The organism is Terriglobia bacterium (genome assembly GCA_020072845.1).
Lineage (GTDB): Bacteria > Acidobacteriota > Terriglobia > Terriglobales > Acidobacteriaceae > JAIQGF01.
In genome coordinates this window covers 36,022-53,160 of sequence record JAIQGF010000017.1, presented here as the reverse complement: position 1 = coordinate 53,160, position 17,139 = coordinate 36,022, and the positions used below count along the sequence as shown (strand labels likewise).

The window sequence follows — 17,139 nt, the reverse complement described above, 5'->3', positions numbered from 1 at the left end:
TGACTGATAGACCGATAGACTGATGTCGGCTCAGGAGGCAGGCACATGCATTTCAGGCGAACGATTGCGGTATGGATGGCGGTCATGCTGGTGAGTGCGTCGGCGGTGGCGCAGGAGCGCCGCAGCGTGACTGGCAGGGGCGGCCCGATACCCGAAGGCACCCCAATAACAATCCGCATGATTGACAGCCTCAGCAGCGAGACGGCGCGCGAAGGCGACACCTTCCACGCCACGCTGGACCAGGCCATCCTGGATGCGGACGGGCGCACGCTCTATCCCAGGGACGCAGACGTGGATGGGCGAGTGGTGCGCGCGCAACCATCGGGACGGCTCAGTGATCCGGGAGAGCTCGGACTGATCTTGACCGCAATATCATTCGGCGGACAAAGGTACCCGATCAATACCCAGCCGTGGAACTCGAAGGGCGAGTCACACACCAGGAGCAACACCCAGAAGATCGGTGGCGGCGCTGCCCTGGGCGCCATTATTGGAGCGGTCGCCGGCGGCGGCAAGGGCGCGGCCATCGGCGCCGGCGTGGGCGCCGCCGCGGGTACGGGCGCCGCCGCAGCCTCCGGCAAGAAGGAAGCGAGGATCGAGTCGGAGGCGCTGCTGACCTTCGTTTCATTATCCTCGGCGGGGCAGTATGTTCCCCCGCCCGCGGCACCGCCCGTAGCCTCGCCGGATCCCGAGTATCGCTCCGATGCCGCGAACCGTCCTTATGACCAACGGCGTGATTTTCCGCGCCGGCGGCAGTTCAAGCCGGAATTCACCAACTACGACCGGCAGAACATCCGCGGCTGCTTCTACGACACGGCCAATCTGCCGCCCGGGCTGGCGAGGCGCGACAGCCTGCCGCCGGGACTGGAAAGGCAGCTCGAGCGCAATGGGACGCTGCCGCCGGCGCTGGAGAGCCGCGCCGAGCCGCTGCCGGATGTGTGCAATGCGCGCCTGCCGCGATTGCCCCTGGACTGGAGCCGCGTCGTGGTGGGCAACCGCGTGCTGCTGCTGGATCCGCGCAGCCGTATCGCCGACCTGTTCAACCTGGATGACGAGGAATAGCGAAATTGCAGTCGAAACTAGCTGGTGGCTGAGCAGCCCAGGGCCACTTTGCCTCGAGCCCCGAAAAGCTTGGCTGCACATCGGTTCAGGCATATACTCGGCGGTCTCAAGACTAGCTACTCCGGAGTGGGGAGCAGGAGGGGTGCATGGCGTCAGTCAATAGCCTGCTTGGCAACAAGGAGACCTTCCACGTCGAGGCCGACCAGTCAGTCATCGATGTGGTCAAATTGATGGTGGCACACAATATCGGCGCGGTGGTGGTGATGCGCAACGGTGACCTAACCGGGCTTTTTACCGAACGCGACCTGATGAAGCGCGTGGTGAATGAGTCGAAAGACCCGCGGACCACAACGGTGGCCGAGGTCATGACGCGCGACCTGGTGATCGTTTCGCCGGAGCGAAGCCTGGAGGATTGCCTGGAACTGATGCGCGAGCGCGGTTTCCGTCACCTGCCGGTGTGCCAGGGACGGCAGTTGTGCGGCGTGATTTCGTTGCGCGACTTGCTGGCGCACGCCGTGGTGGAGAAAGACGGCGAGGTGCAGATGATGCGGGCGTACATTTCGCAGAGCACGTAAGACACAGTTTCAAGTTTCAGTTTCAGTTTCAGTTGGGCCGCGGCGCGGGCTGCGGCTTTGTTTTTTGGTCTGTCGGTCTTTCAGTCTGTCGGGTAGCTCGGTCGGCCTTTCGGCCAGTTTCTCAGTTTTTCAGCTTGTCAGTTCATTCCTACGCGATTGTTAACCGAACATCCGACCAGTGAACTCCTGAAATACTGAAATACTGACAAACTGAAGATCGTTTCGACCGACAGACTAAAGGCCGACCGACCGATAGACCGATAGACTGAGCGACCGGTCGCTCGAATATAGTGGGAACTTCCGATTCCGCGCAGCGGAGGCCGTTGTAAAATTCCCGCGTCACTTCATCCACCCATGCGCAGCTCGCCGGTCGTAAAAGAACTCAGAAAGATCGTTGGCGCCGAGGCGGTCCTCGACCAGCCCGAGGACCTCATGCTGTACGAGTACGACGCGGGGCTGTCCACGGGCAAACCGGAAGTGATCGTGTTCCCCGAGACGGCCGAGCAGGTCTCGCAGATCGCGCGGTTGGCGTCGCGCCTGAAGGTTCCGCTGGTCCCACGCGGGGCGGGAACCGGGTTGAGCGGCGGTTCCATCCCGCGCGCCGGCGGGATCGTGCTGGTGTTCTCGCGCATGACCAGGATCCTGGACATTGACGTCCCCAACCGGCGTGCTGTGGTCGAGCCCGGAGTGGTGAACGCGGACCTGTCGGCGGCGGTGGCGCAGCACGGGCTGTACTTCGCGCCCGATCCGGCCAGCGCGAAGGCGGCCACCATCGGCGGCAACGTGGCGGAGAATTCCGGCGGCGCGCACACCCTGGCGCACGGCGTTACCGTGAACCACATTACCGGCCTGGAGGTCGTGTTGCCGGACGGGCGCGTGGTGCAGATGGGCGGCAAAGCGGTGGATTCGTGCGGCTACGACCTTACCGGACTGTTTGTCGGCACCGAAGGCACGGTCGGGCTGGTGACGGCAATCACGGTGAAGCTGACCCGGGTGGCGGAGGCGGTGGAAACGCTGTTGGCAATCTTCAACACGATTGATGACGCCGCCAACACGGTGGCGTCCATCACGTCGGGAGGAATCACGCCGGTGGCGCTGGAGATGCTGGACGGCAAGACGCTGCGCTGCGTGGAGGAAGCGACGCATGCGGGATATCCGATGGATTCGGGCGCGGTGCTGCTGATCGAACTGGAAGGACTGCGCGAAGCGGTGACGGAGCAGGCCGAAGCGGTGCGCGCGGTGTGCCAGCAGCACCAGGCGCGCGAGGTGCGGCGCGCCGCCAACGAGCCGGAGCGGCAACTGCTGTGGAAGGGCCGCAAGACGGCATTCGCCGCGCTCGGCCGGCTGGCGCCGGCGTACTACACGCAGGACGGCGTCGTCCCGCGCAGCCATATTGCCAAGGTGCTGCGCTTTATCGAGACGGTGGCGGAGAAGTACAAGCTGGAGATCGGGAACATCTTTCACGCCGGCGATGGCAACCTGCACCCCTGCATCCTGTTCGACCTGCGCGACCCGGACCAGGTGGAGCGCACCCACCAGGCGGGACGCATGATTCTGCAATACTGCGTCGATTGCGGCGGAACCATCACCGGCGAACACGGCGTCGGCATGGAGAAAAATGAGCTGATGCCGCTGCTGTTCAGCGACGATGATCTCGAGGTCATGAAGCGGGTGCACGACGCGTTCAACCCCAACTCGGTGCTGAACCCGCAAAAATTGTTTCCCACTCCGCGCAGTTGCCGCGAGACCAACATCGCGGACGCGCAGCGAGGTCCGCGGTGAGCGCGACCACATCAGCGGCGGGACTGGCGCGGGAGCTGGCGGCCATCGCCGGCGAACAGCACGCCACCGAAGATCCGGCGCGTACGGCGGCGTTCGCGATTGACGAGGTGGTGCCGCGCGCGATGGTGGAACCGGGGTCAGCGGCGGAAGTTGCGGCGGTGATGAAGTATGCGCACGCCCATGAACTGGTCGTCGTGCCCGCCGGAGGATTCACTCACCAGTTCACCGGGACAATCCCGGAAAAGATTGACATCGTGCTGCGCACGAATCGCCTGAAAGCGGTGGAGCACTACGATGCCGGCGACCTGATGATCGGTGTGGGCGCGGGAACGACGCTGGCGGAAGTAGAGCGGCAGATCGGCCCGCACCAGCAGATGTTGCCGCTGGATGCGCCGCAGCCGGAGAAGTGCACCATCGGAGGCGCGCTGGCATCGGCGGCGCAGGGGCCGCTGAAGCAGTTTTACGGCGGGCTGCGCGACTACTGCACCGGGGTGCGCTTTGTCACCGCCGATGGCAAGGTCGCGAAGGCGGGCGCGAAGGTGGTGAAGAACGTAGCCGGCTACGACCTGATGAAGCTGCTGATCGGCAGCTTCGGGACGGTGGCGGTGATCACCGGCGCCAGCTTGAAACTATTCTCGCGGCCGCGGCAGACGCGCACCTTCATCGCCAAGTTCGCGGCCGCGGCAGAGGCGGTTTCATTCCGCGACCGGGTGCTGGGCTCGCCGCTGGCGCCGCTGTGTTTGGAAATCGTATCGCCCCGCGCGGCTGAGGTTCTGCATGGAAATTCCCACGCTGCGGATGAGGCGTGGCGCGTGCTGTTGCGGGCCGCCGGCAGCGACACGGTGCTGGCGCGCTATCGCTACGAGTTGGGTTCGGCGGTGACCGACGAAACCGGCGGCGAGGATGACCGCGAAATGTGGCGGCGCATCGCGGAGTTTCCGCACCTGTTATTCGAGCGCAGCCAGAACGCCATGCTGGTGCGGGTGGACGTGGCGTTGCAGGAAGTGGGCGCGGTGCTGGCGGCGGCGCAGCGCGCAGCCATGGACAACAACTTTGTCTGCGCGGTAGTGGGCAGGATCGGAGTGGGATCGCTGCTGGTGGGGTTCGCGCCCGTCGCAGTGGACCCGCCGGCGGCGATGCAGTACGTCAACGCGGTGTCGTTCCTGCGCGGAGCCGTGCCGCGCGACGGCTCGGCGATCGTGCTGCGCTGCCCGGTGGAGGCCAAACGGCACTTCAGCGTGTGGGGCAGCACGCCGAACGACCTGGCGACGATGCAGGCCATCAAGCAAGCGTTCGACGAAAAGAACATTCTGAACCGGGGGAGATTCCTGTTCTGAGCGCGACCACGGCCAATGCGGCGCACGGCACGGCGGCAGCAGGGAAAGCTCCCGCTTCGAATTTCAGCACGCCTGACCGGCCAACCTGGGAGCTGTATTCCAAGTGCATCCATTGCGGGCTGTGCCTGCAACAGTGCCCGACCTACCGGGTGCTGGGGCGGGAAGCGGATTCCCCGCGCGGGCGTATCTACCAGGTGTTGCAGGTGGACGCGGGACGGCTGGAGATTGGCGATTCCTTTGTCACCCACATGGACCGTTGCCTGGGGTGCCGCGCCTGCGAGACGGCGTGCCCGTCGGGGGTGCAGTACGGCAGGATCCTGGAGCGGGCCCGGGCGGAGATCGAGTCAAACTACAGACGGCCGTTGCTGGAACAACTGCTGAGGAAGTGGTTCTTCACCCGCGTGCTGCACGACCGCAAGGGCCTGGAGCGCTGGGCACGGCTGCTGCGGGTCTACCAGCGGTCGGGATTGCAGGCGCTGGCGCGCGCCACCGGCGTGCTCAAAGTGCTGGGACTGCACCAAGTGGAAGCGCTGGCGCCCAAGGTGGACAGAGAATTTTTCTTTTCGCACAGCGGCAGGATGCACCACGGCGAGGGGAAAATCCGCGGCCGGGTGCTGTTTCACATCGGATGCATCGGCAGCGTTGCGTTTTCCAAGTTGAACGAAGCCACGGTCCGAGTGCTGAACAAGAACGGCTTCGACGTTTTCGTCCCGCAAGGTCAGCGCTGCTGCGGGGCGCTGCAGGCGCACGCCGGATTTCGCGAGGAGGCGCAGAAGATGGGGCGGCGAAATATCCGCGCCATGCTGGAGCCGACGCGGGATACGGTCATCACCAACTCCGCCGGTTGCGGCGCCATGATGAAGGAATATGGCGAGCTGCTGGCAGACAATCCGAAGTATGCGGACCGGGCGCGCGATTTCGGGTCGATAGTGAAGGACATCACCGAGTTTCTCGCCGAGGCGGGGTTACGCCCGCCCAAACGTCCGCTGAAGGCTCGCGTCACCTACCAGGATCCCTGCCACCTGGCCCATGCGCAGAAAGTGCGGTCGGCGCCGCGCGAGCTGCTGGTAGCGCTGGGCGCGGAGTTGGTCGAGATGGCGCATCCGGATTATTGCTGCGGCAGCGCCGGCACCTACAACGTGACCCAGAACGAGCTCTCGTCGAAAATCCTCGAGCAGAAGCTGGACGAGGTGACGGAAACGCGCGCCGAGATCATCGCCACCGCCAATACCGGATGCATGATGCAATTGCGCGCCGGGGTGAAAGCGCGCGGGCTGAAGACGCGCGTCGCCCACGTGGTCGAGTTGCTGAATGAGGCGTACTGACGAGTGGTCAGTGGCCAGTGGCCAGTGGCCAGCTAGAGAACTTTCTCCGCTTTGGCAACGTCCTGCACACCCAGAATGATGAGGGCGCGCTCGGTGCCTTTGACGATCGAGCCATAGGCATAGAGGACATTGATGCCGCCGTCGGCGAGCTTGCGGGTAGCGCGGCCGAGGGCGCCGGGCCGGTCGGTGACGCGAATGGCGAGGGCCTCTTCCTCGCCGTACTGAAGATTCATGGAATCCAAAACTTTGCGCGCGGCGGCGTGCGGCGCGGCCACCAGGCGGATGCGCCCGCCGGGCTGATCGTAAGCCGCCATGATGGCGGTGATGTTGACCGCCTTTTTCGCCATCTCTGAACAAATGTTGGCGAGCGTGCCGGGCTTGTGCTCGGCGTGGATGAGCAGTTGGGTGACGCGTGCCATAAAGACTCCAGTGGCCAGTGTTCAATGGTCAGTGGCCAGTCGTTGGAATTACAGCTTTATACCTGAGTTTGCTGGTCACTGGCCACTGGTCACTGACCACCTTTATCATGCCGCCTTGGCTATGAGCGCATCGTGCAGCGATTTCGCCAGGTCGTCGGGATCGCTGATCGGCGGCTGGCAGGTGAAGTTGGAGCAGAGAATCGCCGTCGATTTGCCTTCCTTGACCGCGGGTAAGTTGGGCACAACTTGGGCGAGCGCCGGAGGAAGATTCTGCGGCGCGGCGGCGCTGTCGCTCACCTTGAGCACTGCCTTGTTCACCGCGAAGGGCGCCACCGCGGCGGCGTACAGCTGGCGCGCGCGCTCGTCGTTGCCCACCACTACCACTTGCGTGTGGCCCTCCAAAAGCCACACGGCTGCGAGCGCATAAGTAGCGGCGAACATCCCGTATTGTTCTGCGATTCCGGCGAAAACCTCAAGCGTATCTTCAGCTTTTTCGCGATAGCCGTTTTGGTTGGTGTAGGCGTGCATGCGGAAGAGCGCGATGGCGGCGGCGGAATTTCCGGCGGGCGTCGGCGAATCCTGAAACGGCTTGCGGCGGGCGCTGAGAGCGCCGAGGGCGGCGTGGTTTTCGGAATCGAAGAAGCCGCCGGAAGTTTCGTCGTAGAAGCGCGCCACCATGGCGTCCACAATCTTGCGCGCGAAATTGAAATAGCTGAGGTCGGCGGTGGCCTCGTAGGCGTCCAGACAGGCGAGCGCGGCAAAGGCGTAGTCGTCGAGCATGCCGGGGACATCGCGCAGGGCGGCTTGCGGGTCGGCGTAGGCGATGACGTGCTTCAGGCCGCCTTCGGCGGTGAATCCCTGGGAGAGGACGCGGTCCAGGGAGCGTAGCGCGAAATGGCGCGCGTCTTCCAGCGAGAGCACCCGCGCGGCATCGAGGTAGGCGGAAATGCAGAGCGCGTTCCAGCCGACATAAACCGTCTTGTCAACGAACGGCGTGGGGCGGGTGAGGCGCGCGGCGTAAAGTTTTTCTTTCGCCGAGTCGAGCACGCCGGAGACGCGGTCGCGCTGCATGCCGAGACGGACACCGATCTCTTCCACCGAGGCGCGCACAAAGAGCACGTTCTTGGCGGGGTTATGGTGCATCTCGCCGACTTCGTGGATGTCGTAGTAAAGCTGCGCGACCTTGAGTTCGTCGTCGCCAAGCGCGGCGCGGGCCTCGTCCAGGGTCCAGGTGAAGTAGTCGCCGTCATCGTCGAGATTGATGTCGGCATCTTGGGATGCGTAAAAGCCGCCCTCGCTGCGGTCGCTGAGCCAGGCATCCATCCAGCGGATGATGTCGCGGGCAACGGCGGCGAAGAATGCATTGCCGGTCGCCTGGTAGCCGTGCACGTAGTTCTTCAGCAGCTCCGAGTTGTCGTAGGACATTTTCTCGAAGTGCGGCACCACCCAGCGCTCGTCCACCGAGTAGCGATGGAAGCCGCCGGCAAGCTGGTCGTAGACGCCGCCGCGCGCCATGTGTTCCAGCGTGCTGCTGATCACCTCGCGCAGGCTCTCGTCGCCGGTGCGAGCGTAGAGGTGGATGATCAGGTCCATGCTCGACGGGTGCGGAAACTTGGGCGCGCTACCGAAGCCGCCGTTGTCGTGATCGAAGATTTTGAGAGCCGATGCAATCACGGTGCGCACCAGCGTGGGCGGAACGCCGCCGCTGCGCCCGGCAAACGACTCGGCATGGCTGATGGTATTGAGCACCGTGTCGGCCTGCTGCAGCACCTCGTCGCGCTTGGCGCGGAAAGCGTCGGCAATGGCCATGAGCACGCGCTTGAAGCCGGGGCGTCCCCACTGGTCGTCAGGCGGAAAATAAGTTCCGCCGTAAAACGGTTTGCCTTGCGGCGTAAGAAAGGCAGTGAGCGGCCAGCCACCCTGGCCGGTCATGGCCTGCACCGCGGACTGGTAGCGGCTGTCAATGTCGGGGCGCTCGTCGCGGTCCACCTTGACGGCGATGAAGTTCTCATTCACGATGCGCGCCACTTCCGCATCGTCATACGACTCGCGGTCCATGACATGGCACCAGTGACACCACACGGCGCCGATATCGAGCAGCATGGGCTTGTTCTCGCGCTCGGCGGCGGCAAAGGCTTCCTCGCCCCATTGATGCCAGCGGATGGGCTGGTGCATGGCGGAACGCAAATACGCGGATGAAGCCTGGGCGAGGGAGTTCACAGCGTCGTGTGACATGGTGGTGGTTAGAGTACTCCGTTGCCCGGCAAGATGCGAAAAGCGGGCGGAACTTAACCACGGATTTGCACGGATTCACACGGATACTGCGTTTTCACTGGATTGCGCTCTTTGTGATGGTGGCGGTTGACCTTTCAGATCCGTGTTTATCCGTGGAAATCCGTGGTTAGCTTTTTGCCATCAGGCGTCGCGCCACATCCGCGTACAGCTCCACCGCCGCCAGCAGTTCTTTTTTCTCGATGTACTCATTCTCGGTGTGAGCGACGTGGATGGAGCCGGGGCCCATCAGCAGCGCTTCGCCCCAATTGGTGAGCGACGGGACGTCGGTGGCAAAGGCGGCGATCATGGTGGGAATGCCGTCGAGCGTGCGCAGGCGAATGAAGGGCAGCTCCAGTCCCCACTCCACGCGCACCAGCGGCTCGGCGGCGGCGACAATCTGGCGCTTCAGGTCGTCGGATGGGCCGATGGTGCGGTACATGAGCTCGGCATGGGCGGCGTCGGGGATGACGTTGGGAGCGCGGCCGCCATCAATCAGGCCGATGTTGAGCGTGCACGGGCCGAACTCCTCATCGCGCGGCAAAGGAATGCGGCGGACACGCGCGAGAGCGTCGAGCAGTTTTTCGATCGCCGACTCGCCCAGCTCTGGATAGGCGGAGTGCGCCATACGTCCTTCGGCAAATAATTCCAACCGCACCGCCCCTTTGGTCGCTTTGGCGAGACGATTGTCGGTAGGCTCGCCGTCGATGAAGAAGCGGCCGCCGGCGGGATGCTGGTTGGCGTATTTCGCGCCCGCACTGTTGCGCTCTTCGCCGACCACGAAAAGCAGCCCGGCAGCGAGGCCGTCGTGGCGGAGTTTTTCGGCGGCGCCAATCTGCGCCGCGATGATCCCCTTGGCGTCGCACGCGCCGCGGCCGTAGATGCGGCTTCCGTCCTCGCGCGAGGCAAAGAACGGCGGCACCGTGTCCATGTGCGTCGAGAAGAAGACTGCGGGACGCGCCTGCTTCGGCGGGACGGCGTAGACGTTGAAGCGGTTCGCTTCCACCGTGTCGAGACGCGTCTCGTAGCCGAGATCGCGCAGGCGGCGGTGCAGAAACTCGCCCACCGCGCCCTCGTTGCCGGTGACCGACTCAATGTCCACCAACTGCCGCGTTAAGGCGAACACGTCCATGCGCAATGAGGATAACAGTTTCAGTTTCAGTCTCGGTTTCAGTTGCCCGGGTTTCGGCTGATCGTGAAAGCGAAACGGTACGCCCCAAACTGAAACTGAAACTGTTACCGCGGCTACAATGCTGCGGTGACGCAATCCAGCTCCATTCAATCCTTGTTTCTCGAAGGTCCGGCGGGGCGGTTGGAAGCGCTCCTCAATCAGGGTGCGCCCGCGGCATCCCATGCCGCGCTGGTGTGCCATCCGCATCCGAGGTTCGGCGGAACCATGCACAACAAGGTCGTGTTTCACGCCATGAAGGCGCTGAACGGATTCGGATTTCCGGTGCTGCGCTTCAATTTCCGCGGCGCCGGGTTGAGCGAGGGCAAGCACGATGACGGCCGCGGCGAAGTCGAGGACGCCAACACGGCGCTGCGCTGGCTCGAGGAGCGATTCCACCTGCCTGTCGTGTTTGCCGGATTCTCCTTTGGGGCCGCAACGGGACTGCGCGCCGCGTGTCCTGATCCGCACGTGGATGCGTTGATCGCGCTGGGCATGCCGGTGCGCGTGGACGACCGCAGTTACGGGTTCAAATTTCTTTCCGAGTGCACCAAGCCCAAGCTGTTCGTCAGCGGCGGGCAAGACCAGTTCGGGCCGCGAGATCAATTGCAGGACCTGGCGGCGCGCGTGCCGGATCCGAAGAAACTGGTGATCATCGAGGGCGCGGACCATTTCTTTTCCGGGCACCTGGCGGAGCTGAGGCGGGCGGTCGAGGAGTGGGTGCGGGAGACAGTTAAACTAGCATGATGGCAAAGCGAGCGGCGACCGGCAATGCGTCCGAGCGGGAGCACGGCGCGGGTGAATGGCGGCGGAGCGCGCGCCAGGTTTTCCAGGAAGCGCTGGCGCAGAGCACCATCCGGCAGGCGTTCGCCCGTCATGTGAACCACGACCACGGAGTGCTGCGCGTCTGCGATGACCTGTATGCCCTGTCGGCGTACCCTCGCCTCTCGGCGATTTCCATCGGCAAGGGCGCGCACAGCATGGCCGAGGCGCTGGTGGAGCAGGTGGGCGCGAGCCTGGACGGGATCGTCGCCGGTTCCACCGATCCGGTGACGCAACTGCGCGGTTTCCGCTATTTCCGCGGCGGCCATCCGCTGCCCAACCCTGAATCGCTGGCTGCGGGCCGGGCGATCCTGCGCTACGTGGAACATCAGCCGCCGCAAGCCCTGGTGATTTTCCTGATCAGCGGTGGCGGGTCGGCGTGCGTGGAGTATCCGATTGACGATGCCATCTCGCTCGGCGATCTCGTCAAGACCTACGAGGTGTTGGTCCATTCCGGCGCGCCCATCGCGGAGATCAACGCCATCCGCAAGCACCTGTCGGGAATCAAGGGAGGCCGGCTGGCGAGGGCGGCGGCGCCCGCACAGCAGGTGTCCATCATGGTTTCCGACGTGCCCGACAAGGCGCTGGACTCGCTGTCGTCGGGGCTGACCATGCCGGATTCCACCACGGTTGAGGATTGTTACCGCATCGCCGAGCGCCATGGAATGGTGAAAGAATTTCCGCCGGCGGTACATGAGCTGTTCACAAAACACATCCTGGAGGAGACGCCGAAGTCGGATGACCCGGCATTCGTGCGCGCGCGCTGGTGGCCGGTGCTTTCTAATACCTCGGTCCTGCAAGCGGCGGCAGCGAAGGCCGCGGCGTACGGCTTCTCCGTGGAAGTGGACAACTCCTGCGACGATTGGGATTACGCCAAAGCGGCCGATTATCTGTTGAACAAATTGCGCAAGCTGCGGCAAGGCGGGTCGCGGGCGTGCATCGTTTCGGGCGGGGAAGTTACCGTCAAGGTGAAGGCGAAGCACGGCGTCGGCGGGCGGAACTCGCACTTCGCGCTCTATTGCGCGGAAGAAATTGGGGGAGAAAACATCACCGTGCTCAGCGCCGGGACCGATGGCATTGACGGCAATAGCGCCGCTGCCGGAGCGGTCGCCGACGGCACCACGCTGGAACGCGCGAAAACACTGGGGCTGAACGCGGCGAAGTCGCTCGCCGGCTTCGATGCGTTTGGGTTCTTCGACCGGCTTGGCGACGCGATTGTCACCGGGCCGACGGGGAACAATCTGAGAGACCTACGAGTGCTAATGGCGTGGTAGGGGGAGTTAGTAGTTAGAGAGTTAGCGAGCAGCAACCGCTGGTGTGGCCAATGAATGCGAACATCGCCCGCGGCGAATACAGACACTCCGGCTAACTACTATCTACCAGCTACTAACTCCTGTTCTTAGTCCAGCCGCACACCCCGGTGCGAATTCCAGGCGATGCTGGGAAAGGTCTCGGGAAAACTCGCCGGCTGATCCTCAGCCGGCTTGGCCTTTACGGATGGATGGCAGAAGCACGGATGATCGTGGGTGTACTCGGTATTGCAGTACGGGCACCGCATGGTTTTACTCCGCCGCCGCGAATACGTCACCGCCTGCGGACGGCTTGCTAGATGGAATTGTGGGCGCGATGGCCCGGAGAAGGGAAACGCATAATTTTGATGGCGGCAATAAGCAAAGCAGTGTATACTACTTAGTAATTATCAAGCGCAACTCCGAGGTCGATGCGGCGGGAATGGTGATTGTAAGCTGGAAAATCTGATTACTAATTACTAACCACTGTTTTCTCACTCGAACACCTGTGTCACACCCTCTTGTAACACCAGCACCCGGTCTTGGATGCCGTGCTTGCGGGCCTCGGAGGCGAGGTATTTCAGCGGCTCGTCCATGGGCTCGTGGGAGAGCCGGAAACTGCCGTAGTGCATGGGCACCATGTAGCGGGCGCGCAGGTCGAGAAAGGCGCGCACGGCGTCGGCGGGCGAGGTGTGCACGTTGCGGAACGACGGCGGTTCGTAGGCGCCGATGGGCAGCAGGGCGAGCTCGGGGCGGAGGCGCTCGCCGATTTCGCTGAAGCCCGGAAAGTAAGCGGTATCGCCGGCGTGGTAGAGGGATTCCCGCCGGGAGCGGATGACGTAGCCTCCAAATCCGCGATGCATGTCGCGCACCACGCGCGCCCCCCAGTGCCGCGACGGCGTGTGCACGACGCTAATGCCGTCGTGGTGGTACTCGCCCCACCAGTCGAGCTCGATGATTTCGCGGAAGCCGAGGTCGGAGACCAGGTCGGCGACATTGCGCGGCACAACAATCGCGGGAGCGGGTTTCCGCAGCCGCTGGGTGTGGCGGACCAGCGCGCGCAGCGACGGGCGGTGCAGGTGGTCGAAGTGAGCGTGCGTGACCAGCACCAGATCCAGCGGCGGCAGGTCCGTGATCCGCAGGCCGGGCTGGCGGAGACGCTTGAGCACGAACAGCCAGCGCGCGAAGTTCGGGTCAATGATGAGATTAAGCCCGGCAATCTGGAGAAAAAAACTGGAATGGCCGATGAAGGTGAGGCCGAGCTGGTCCTTGTGGGCCAGGGTGGGTTTGCCGGGCTCTCCGGTGCGGCGCGTCAGCACAGAATGCCGCACCAGCTTGCTGAACTGGCGGGCGCGTCGTCGGAGAGGGACATTGATCATTCGCCTATTAGACGCCATGCGGGGCGGGAACGATGCGGAAGAGAGTTGCGAGTTGTGAGTTTTAAGTTCTGAGCGTGCAGTTTTGGGATGTTCGCAAGGCGCGCGCCAAACTCACAACTCGGAACTCACAACTCACAACTCACAACTTTGTATAATCACCTGCGGTTGTTTGCGAGGCAGACATGCGAGTAGCGTTTTTGGGATTGGGAATCATGGGGCGCGCGATGGCGGCGAACCTGGTCAAGGCGGGGCACGAGGTTTCGGTGTGGAACCGTTCAGCCGGGAAGCACGTGGAAGGCGCGCGGATGGCGGTGAGTCCGGCGGAGGCGGCGCGCGGCGCCGAAGTGGTGTGGATGTGCGTCTCCGACACGGCCGCAGTGGAGCGGCTGTTATTCTCGGCCGACGGCGTGGAGAACGAACTCGCGCCCGGAATGATCGTCGCCGATTCCAGCACCATTGCGCCTTCGGCGACGCGCAAATTTGCCGAGCGGGTGCGCGCCCGGGGCGCCGATTACGTGGACGCGCCCATGACGGGATCGAAAGTGGCAGCCGAGAGCGGCCAACTAATCTTCATCACCGGCGGGGAAGAGGCGACCCTAGCGCGCCTGGAGCCGTTGTTCAATGCGATGGGGAAAAAAGTGTTGCACATGGGCCCCACCGGCCACGGGCAATCGGCGAAGCTGGGCGGCAACCTGATGATCTCGATGATGTTCGAAGGCTTCGCGGAGGCCCTCACGCTGACCAGCAAATTGGGCGTGCCGCGCGAGCGCTTCATGGAGCTGGTGAACGCGTCCATGATCCGCTCCGGCGTCTCCGACTACAAGGCGCCGTTCGTGCTGCGGCATGATTTCTCGCCCAATTTTCCGCTCCGCCTCATGCACAAGGATATTCACCTCGCGCTGGATGCGGCGCGCGAGGCACGGGTGAAGCTGCCGGGGTTGGAAACCGTGGAAGAGATTTACGAGGTTGCCACCGAGGAAGGCAGCGCCGACCTGGATTACGCGGCCACGCTGGCGCTGCTGGAAAAATGGGCGGGAATCGAAAGCTAGAGCACGACCGCGTGAGTTGATTGTTCCGGATTTTTGGGCCGAGCCGCTGCCGTTGCCGAACCCGCGGTATCAAACTAAACAGTCCGAGGCGACTTTGCTCGCCAAAAATCTCTATCGCCCCATCTTCCAGCCCGATATGACCGACGCGCAGGTCGCCAGGCTGGCCAAGGTCATGGTGGTGGTGATCACCGTCATCGCGCTCTACTTCGCCATCACCAGCGCGGCCAGCATCGTCTCGCTTCTGCTGCTGGGCTATGCCGGCGTGACGCAATTTTTTCCGGGGGTCGTGCTCGGGCTTTATTCCAGGCGCGTCACCACGGCCGGCGTTTTCGCGGGCTTGGCGGTCGGCGTGCTTACGGCCGCGGTTCTCATCCTCAGCAAGCGCGATCCGTTTCACGGCCTGAATGCCGGGTTCATCGGGCTGTGCGTCAATTTCGCGATCACCGCCGTGGTGAGCCTGGTCACGCCGGTTCGCGCCAGCGGATTTGACCAGCCGGTGCAAAGCGCAGCGGAAGTTTAACTGGCGGTAACAGCGCTTCATTTAAGTTACGCCCGAATCGAGACTGCCAGGCCAGCGTAACTTGCGCTCAGGCGATTTATCACTCGTATGGCAGTTGCCCATGGGTGTACTTCAGCAAGCGGAACCTAGCGCATCACCGTCAGCTGTGACCGGCAGCACAGTGCGGCGACCTCACTGCTCCGATACTACCTATCCTTATCAGGAGATTATGCCCGTGAACACTCGCCGCGCATTTTTGTTCAGCTCTGTTTTGCTCGTTCTACTCGTTTTGGCTGCTGCCGTCCAACCTGCCACTGCCCAGAAGACCCGTGCCACGCAGAAGCACCATCAGACGATTCCAGCCGGAAAAACCTGTTCTGACTGCCACAAGATGACGTATGCCCAATGGAAGGCCAGCCCGCATGGCGCGAATGATGTCCAGTGCACCGTGTGCCATGGCGAAATCACAGCACAGAGCGTCGCGGCCACCCCGGCGTTGAGCACATGCGGCACGTGTCACGCCGAGCAGGCGGCACAACTACATTCCGATGTCTTCATGAAAGGCAAGACGTGTGTCACCTGTCATCCACCACACACGTTCATGCCGCATAAGAAGGCAGTCGCCGCAGGTAAGTAATACCGGTTCGCGAAGCAGCACGGAAGCACAGCCGACGCCCCGGCTCCGGTAGCGACCGCGTATGTCGCCGTGGCATTCGCCCTAACTGGCGTGAACAGCCCTTAGCGTGACTTACGCCCAAAAACGGGAGTCCCGACCCCGTAACTTACGTTATGGCGATTTATCGCCAGTTATGAACCGCAGTAGAGATTCAGGCCGACAACAACCGCCGCTACCATGAGAGCGTAGGATGGAGTGCATGGAAGCAATTTATCGACAGTAATTCAGTCTCATGGATGGGCTTCGCACTTGATGCGCACGCGCCATTTGCCGGCTTCCCGGCTGCGGCCGATGGCCATCACCCGTCCTTTGGTCTTGAGGTGAGGAAAAGAAATCCGCAATGGCGCACCGGGTTCCACCAACTTCTGCAGCAGCGCTGTACCCTCTTCCTGCTCGTCGAACACCATCTCGACTTTTTCGACGAACGGCAAACGAATGGCCGAGAGACCCGCAACCACAGCCGGCATGCGCCCGATCTTGATCAGCGGTGCGGGCTCCGGCTCCTCTTCCGCCTCCTCTTCCGCCACAAGCTGCGGGGCAAGCTGGGGTTCTGGGGTAGCCGAAGGCGGCACCACATCGACGCGGCGCATCTCTTTGCGTTCGGAGCGCCAATTGCCGTCCTTGCTGGGGAAGTTCACGCCCCAGAAATTGCCGGGATCGTCGAGTTCGATGCCATAGAGCATATCGGAGCGTTGGTCGAGCCACACCACCCGCGCCGGTTGCGGTTCCTGGGCGCGGCATACGGTAACCCGCAAGCGTTCGCCGTGAGTCAGTCTTCTTGGCTTGCTGGGGGCCGTGCCTTGTTCGCCTGGTATGACGCGGATGCGCGCTCCGTGCTTGCTGACCGTAATAGTCTCGCCATCGAGAACAGTCACATCACCGGCTTCGATGGACAGGCGGATCTTCAGTTGGACACGAGCGCTACGTCGCTTGACAGAGTGTGAGTTCGGGATGGGGGCGGCGGTGTGCATCTCGTGATAATTGCGTGCACTCCCAATGCCGCACACACGGTGGGCGCCCTGTTGATTAACGTCTCACGCGTAAGTACATGTTTGTCAATAACTAGGGCGCGATTTGTAGTGCGGTTTGTGGATAAAACCGGGAAACTTGAGGCGATTACAAAGTGGCAAAATGTGTCAGCTGAAACACTTCAGAATGTCACAATCGTCACGTTCATGAGGTAGCTAGACGACTGGTCGATGCGAATGCCCTATTAGAACGACACGGCAACCCACATTCACTACGGCGCCTCTGACCCACGCGCCGATGGGACCGCTGAGCCGGAACCCCCACCGAAGCAAGTCTTCGATTACCGCCGTCCTGGCGTTCTCCTCCTCACCTACGAGTTTTTGAACACCCCCGACTGCCGACAATGGCGTTCACCACGAGCCACGTCAGTCCCCATCTGCCGATAGCGCGAATGAGGCCCACAGCTTCCCCCGAAAGGATTTGAGCCCGGACATACTAGCTGAAAAACGCTAGCTGAAAA

Annotated in this window: 16 protein-coding genes; 10 read left to right on the top strand and 6 right to left on the bottom strand. The window is 62.9% G+C overall.

All coding sequences use genetic code 11. The features are described from left to right. The first annotated feature begins 45 nt into the window (after positions 1–45). From LAN70_16900 to LAN70_16880, 5 genes are all read left to right on the top strand, one after another. Positions 46–1,059, top strand: a complete 1,014-nt coding sequence (locus LAN70_16900) for a hypothetical protein (protein ID MBZ5512828.1) — start codon at positions 46–48, stop codon at positions 1,057–1,059. Between the two features lie 146 nt (positions 1,060–1,205). Next, the gene (locus tag LAN70_16895; GenBank protein ID MBZ5512827.1) at positions 1,206–1,634 is read left to right on the top strand and encodes a CBS domain-containing protein; all 429 of its coding nucleotides are present in this window, start codon (positions 1,206–1,208) and stop codon (positions 1,632–1,634) included. Between the two features lie 354 nt (positions 1,635–1,988). Next, on the top strand, positions 1,989–3,416 hold the full coding sequence (locus LAN70_16890) for an FAD-binding protein (GenBank protein MBZ5512826.1): 1,428 nt from the start codon (positions 1,989–1,991) through the stop codon (positions 3,414–3,416). Continuing rightward, the gene (locus LAN70_16885) at positions 3,413–4,753 is read left to right on the top strand and encodes an FAD-binding oxidoreductase (protein ID MBZ5512825.1); all 1,341 of its coding nucleotides are present in this window, start codon (positions 3,413–3,415) and stop codon (positions 4,751–4,753) included. The genes LAN70_16890 and LAN70_16885 overlap by 4 nt, the downstream gene beginning before the upstream one ends. After that, positions 4,657–6,078 (top strand): 4Fe-4S dicluster domain-containing protein, encoded by a 1,422-nt coding sequence (locus LAN70_16880; protein ID MBZ5512824.1) that lies wholly within the window; start codon positions 4,657–4,659, stop codon positions 6,076–6,078. The genes LAN70_16885 and LAN70_16880 overlap by 97 nt, the downstream gene beginning before the upstream one ends. Positions 6,079–6,110: 32 nt before the next feature. Here LAN70_16880 and LAN70_16875 read toward each other — a convergent pair whose 3' ends face one another. The 3 genes from LAN70_16875 to LAN70_16865 all read right to left on the bottom strand — a co-directional run bounded on the left by LAN70_16875 (position 6,111) and on the right by LAN70_16865 (position 9,900). Beyond that, positions 6,111–6,497: a hypothetical protein gene (locus tag LAN70_16875; protein ID MBZ5512823.1), complete on the bottom strand. Its 387-nt coding sequence runs from the start codon at positions 6,495–6,497 to the stop codon at positions 6,111–6,113. Between the two features lie 105 nt (positions 6,498–6,602). Further along, positions 6,603–8,732 carry a thioredoxin domain-containing protein gene (locus LAN70_16870; GenBank protein MBZ5512822.1) on the bottom strand — a complete coding sequence of 710 codons (2,130 nt, stop codon included), beginning with the start codon at positions 8,730–8,732 and terminating at the stop codon, positions 6,603–6,605. Positions 8,733–8,898: 166 nt separating this feature from the next. Next, positions 8,899–9,900, bottom strand: a complete 1,002-nt coding sequence (locus tag LAN70_16865; protein ID MBZ5512821.1) for a M20/M25/M40 family metallo-hydrolase — start codon at positions 9,898–9,900, stop codon at positions 8,899–8,901. Positions 9,901–10,026: 126 nt separating this feature from the next. Between LAN70_16865 and LAN70_16860 the strand changes: the two genes are divergently transcribed. Both LAN70_16860 and LAN70_16855 read left to right on the top strand, forming a co-directional pair. After that, complete coding sequence (locus LAN70_16860; GenBank protein ID MBZ5512820.1) at positions 10,027–10,683, top strand: alpha/beta hydrolase; 657 nt, start codon at positions 10,027–10,029, stop codon at positions 10,681–10,683. Continuing rightward, complete coding sequence (locus LAN70_16855; protein ID MBZ5512819.1) at positions 10,680–12,032, top strand: DUF4147 domain-containing protein; 1,353 nt, start codon at positions 10,680–10,682, stop codon at positions 12,030–12,032. The genes LAN70_16860 and LAN70_16855 overlap by 4 nt, the downstream gene beginning before the upstream one ends. Before the next feature lie 125 nt (positions 12,033–12,157). Here the strand turns inward: LAN70_16855 and LAN70_16850 are convergent, their stop codons facing one another. Continuing rightward, entirely contained in the window at positions 12,158–12,316 is a 159-nt protein-coding gene (locus LAN70_16850) for a hypothetical protein (protein ID MBZ5512818.1), read from the bottom strand. A gap of 225 nt (positions 12,317–12,541) precedes the next feature. Then, a complete protein-coding gene (locus tag LAN70_16845) occupies positions 12,542–13,426 on the bottom strand; it encodes an MBL fold metallo-hydrolase (protein MBZ5512817.1) in 885 nt (294 codons plus the stop codon). A gap of 182 nt (positions 13,427–13,608) precedes the next feature. On the opposite strand from LAN70_16845, the gene LAN70_16840 reads away from it, so the two are divergent. The 3 genes from LAN70_16840 (at position 13,609) to LAN70_16830 (ending at position 15,611) form a co-directional block, all read left to right on the top strand. Beyond that, entirely contained in the window at positions 13,609–14,475 is an 867-nt protein-coding gene (locus LAN70_16840) for an NAD(P)-dependent oxidoreductase (GenBank protein MBZ5512816.1), read from the top strand. 94 nt (positions 14,476–14,569) lie between these two features. After that, a complete protein-coding gene (locus tag LAN70_16835; protein ID MBZ5512815.1) occupies positions 14,570–14,995 on the top strand; it encodes a hypothetical protein in 426 nt (141 codons plus the stop codon). 214 nt (positions 14,996–15,209) lie between these two features. Beyond that, complete coding sequence (locus LAN70_16830; protein ID MBZ5512814.1) at positions 15,210–15,611, top strand: hypothetical protein; 402 nt, start codon at positions 15,210–15,212, stop codon at positions 15,609–15,611. Positions 15,612–15,880: 269 nt separating this feature from the next. On the opposite strand, the gene LAN70_16825 is transcribed toward LAN70_16830, so the two are convergent. Further along, a complete protein-coding gene (locus LAN70_16825) occupies positions 15,881–16,621 on the bottom strand; it encodes a PilZ domain-containing protein (protein MBZ5512813.1) in 741 nt (246 codons plus the stop codon). Positions 16,622–17,139: the final 518 nt, after the last annotated feature.

Coding starts and splice junctions, on each gene's coding strand:
- LAN70_16900 (MBZ5512828.1), top strand. CDS start 46: ATGCATTTCAGGCGAACGATTGCGGTATGGATGGCGGTCATGCTGGTG.
- LAN70_16895 (MBZ5512827.1), top strand. CDS start 1,206: ATGGCGTCAGTCAATAGCCTGCTTGGCAACAAGGAGACCTTCCACGTC.
- LAN70_16890 (MBZ5512826.1), top strand. CDS start 1,989: ATGCGCAGCTCGCCGGTCGTAAAAGAACTCAGAAAGATCGTTGGCGCC.
- LAN70_16875 (MBZ5512823.1), bottom strand. CDS start 6,497: ATGGCACGCGTCACCCAACTGCTCATCCACGCCGAGCACAAGCCCGGC.
- LAN70_16870 (MBZ5512822.1), bottom strand. CDS start 8,732: ATGTCACACGACGCTGTGAACTCCCTCGCCCAGGCTTCATCCGCGTAT.
- LAN70_16865 (MBZ5512821.1), bottom strand. CDS start 9,900: ATGGACGTGTTCGCCTTAACGCGGCAGTTGGTGGACATTGAGTCGGTC.
- LAN70_16855 (MBZ5512819.1), top strand. CDS start 10,680: ATGATGGCAAAGCGAGCGGCGACCGGCAATGCGTCCGAGCGGGAGCAC.
- LAN70_16850 (MBZ5512818.1), bottom strand. CDS start 12,316: ATGCGGTGCCCGTACTGCAATACCGAGTACACCCACGATCATCCGTGC.
- LAN70_16845 (MBZ5512817.1), bottom strand. CDS start 13,426: ATGATCAATGTCCCTCTCCGACGACGCGCCCGCCAGTTCAGCAAGCTG.
- LAN70_16840 (MBZ5512816.1), top strand. CDS start 13,609: ATGCGAGTAGCGTTTTTGGGATTGGGAATCATGGGGCGCGCGATGGCG.
- LAN70_16825 (MBZ5512813.1), bottom strand. CDS start 16,621: ATGCACACCGCCGCCCCCATCCCGAACTCACACTCTGTCAAGCGACGT.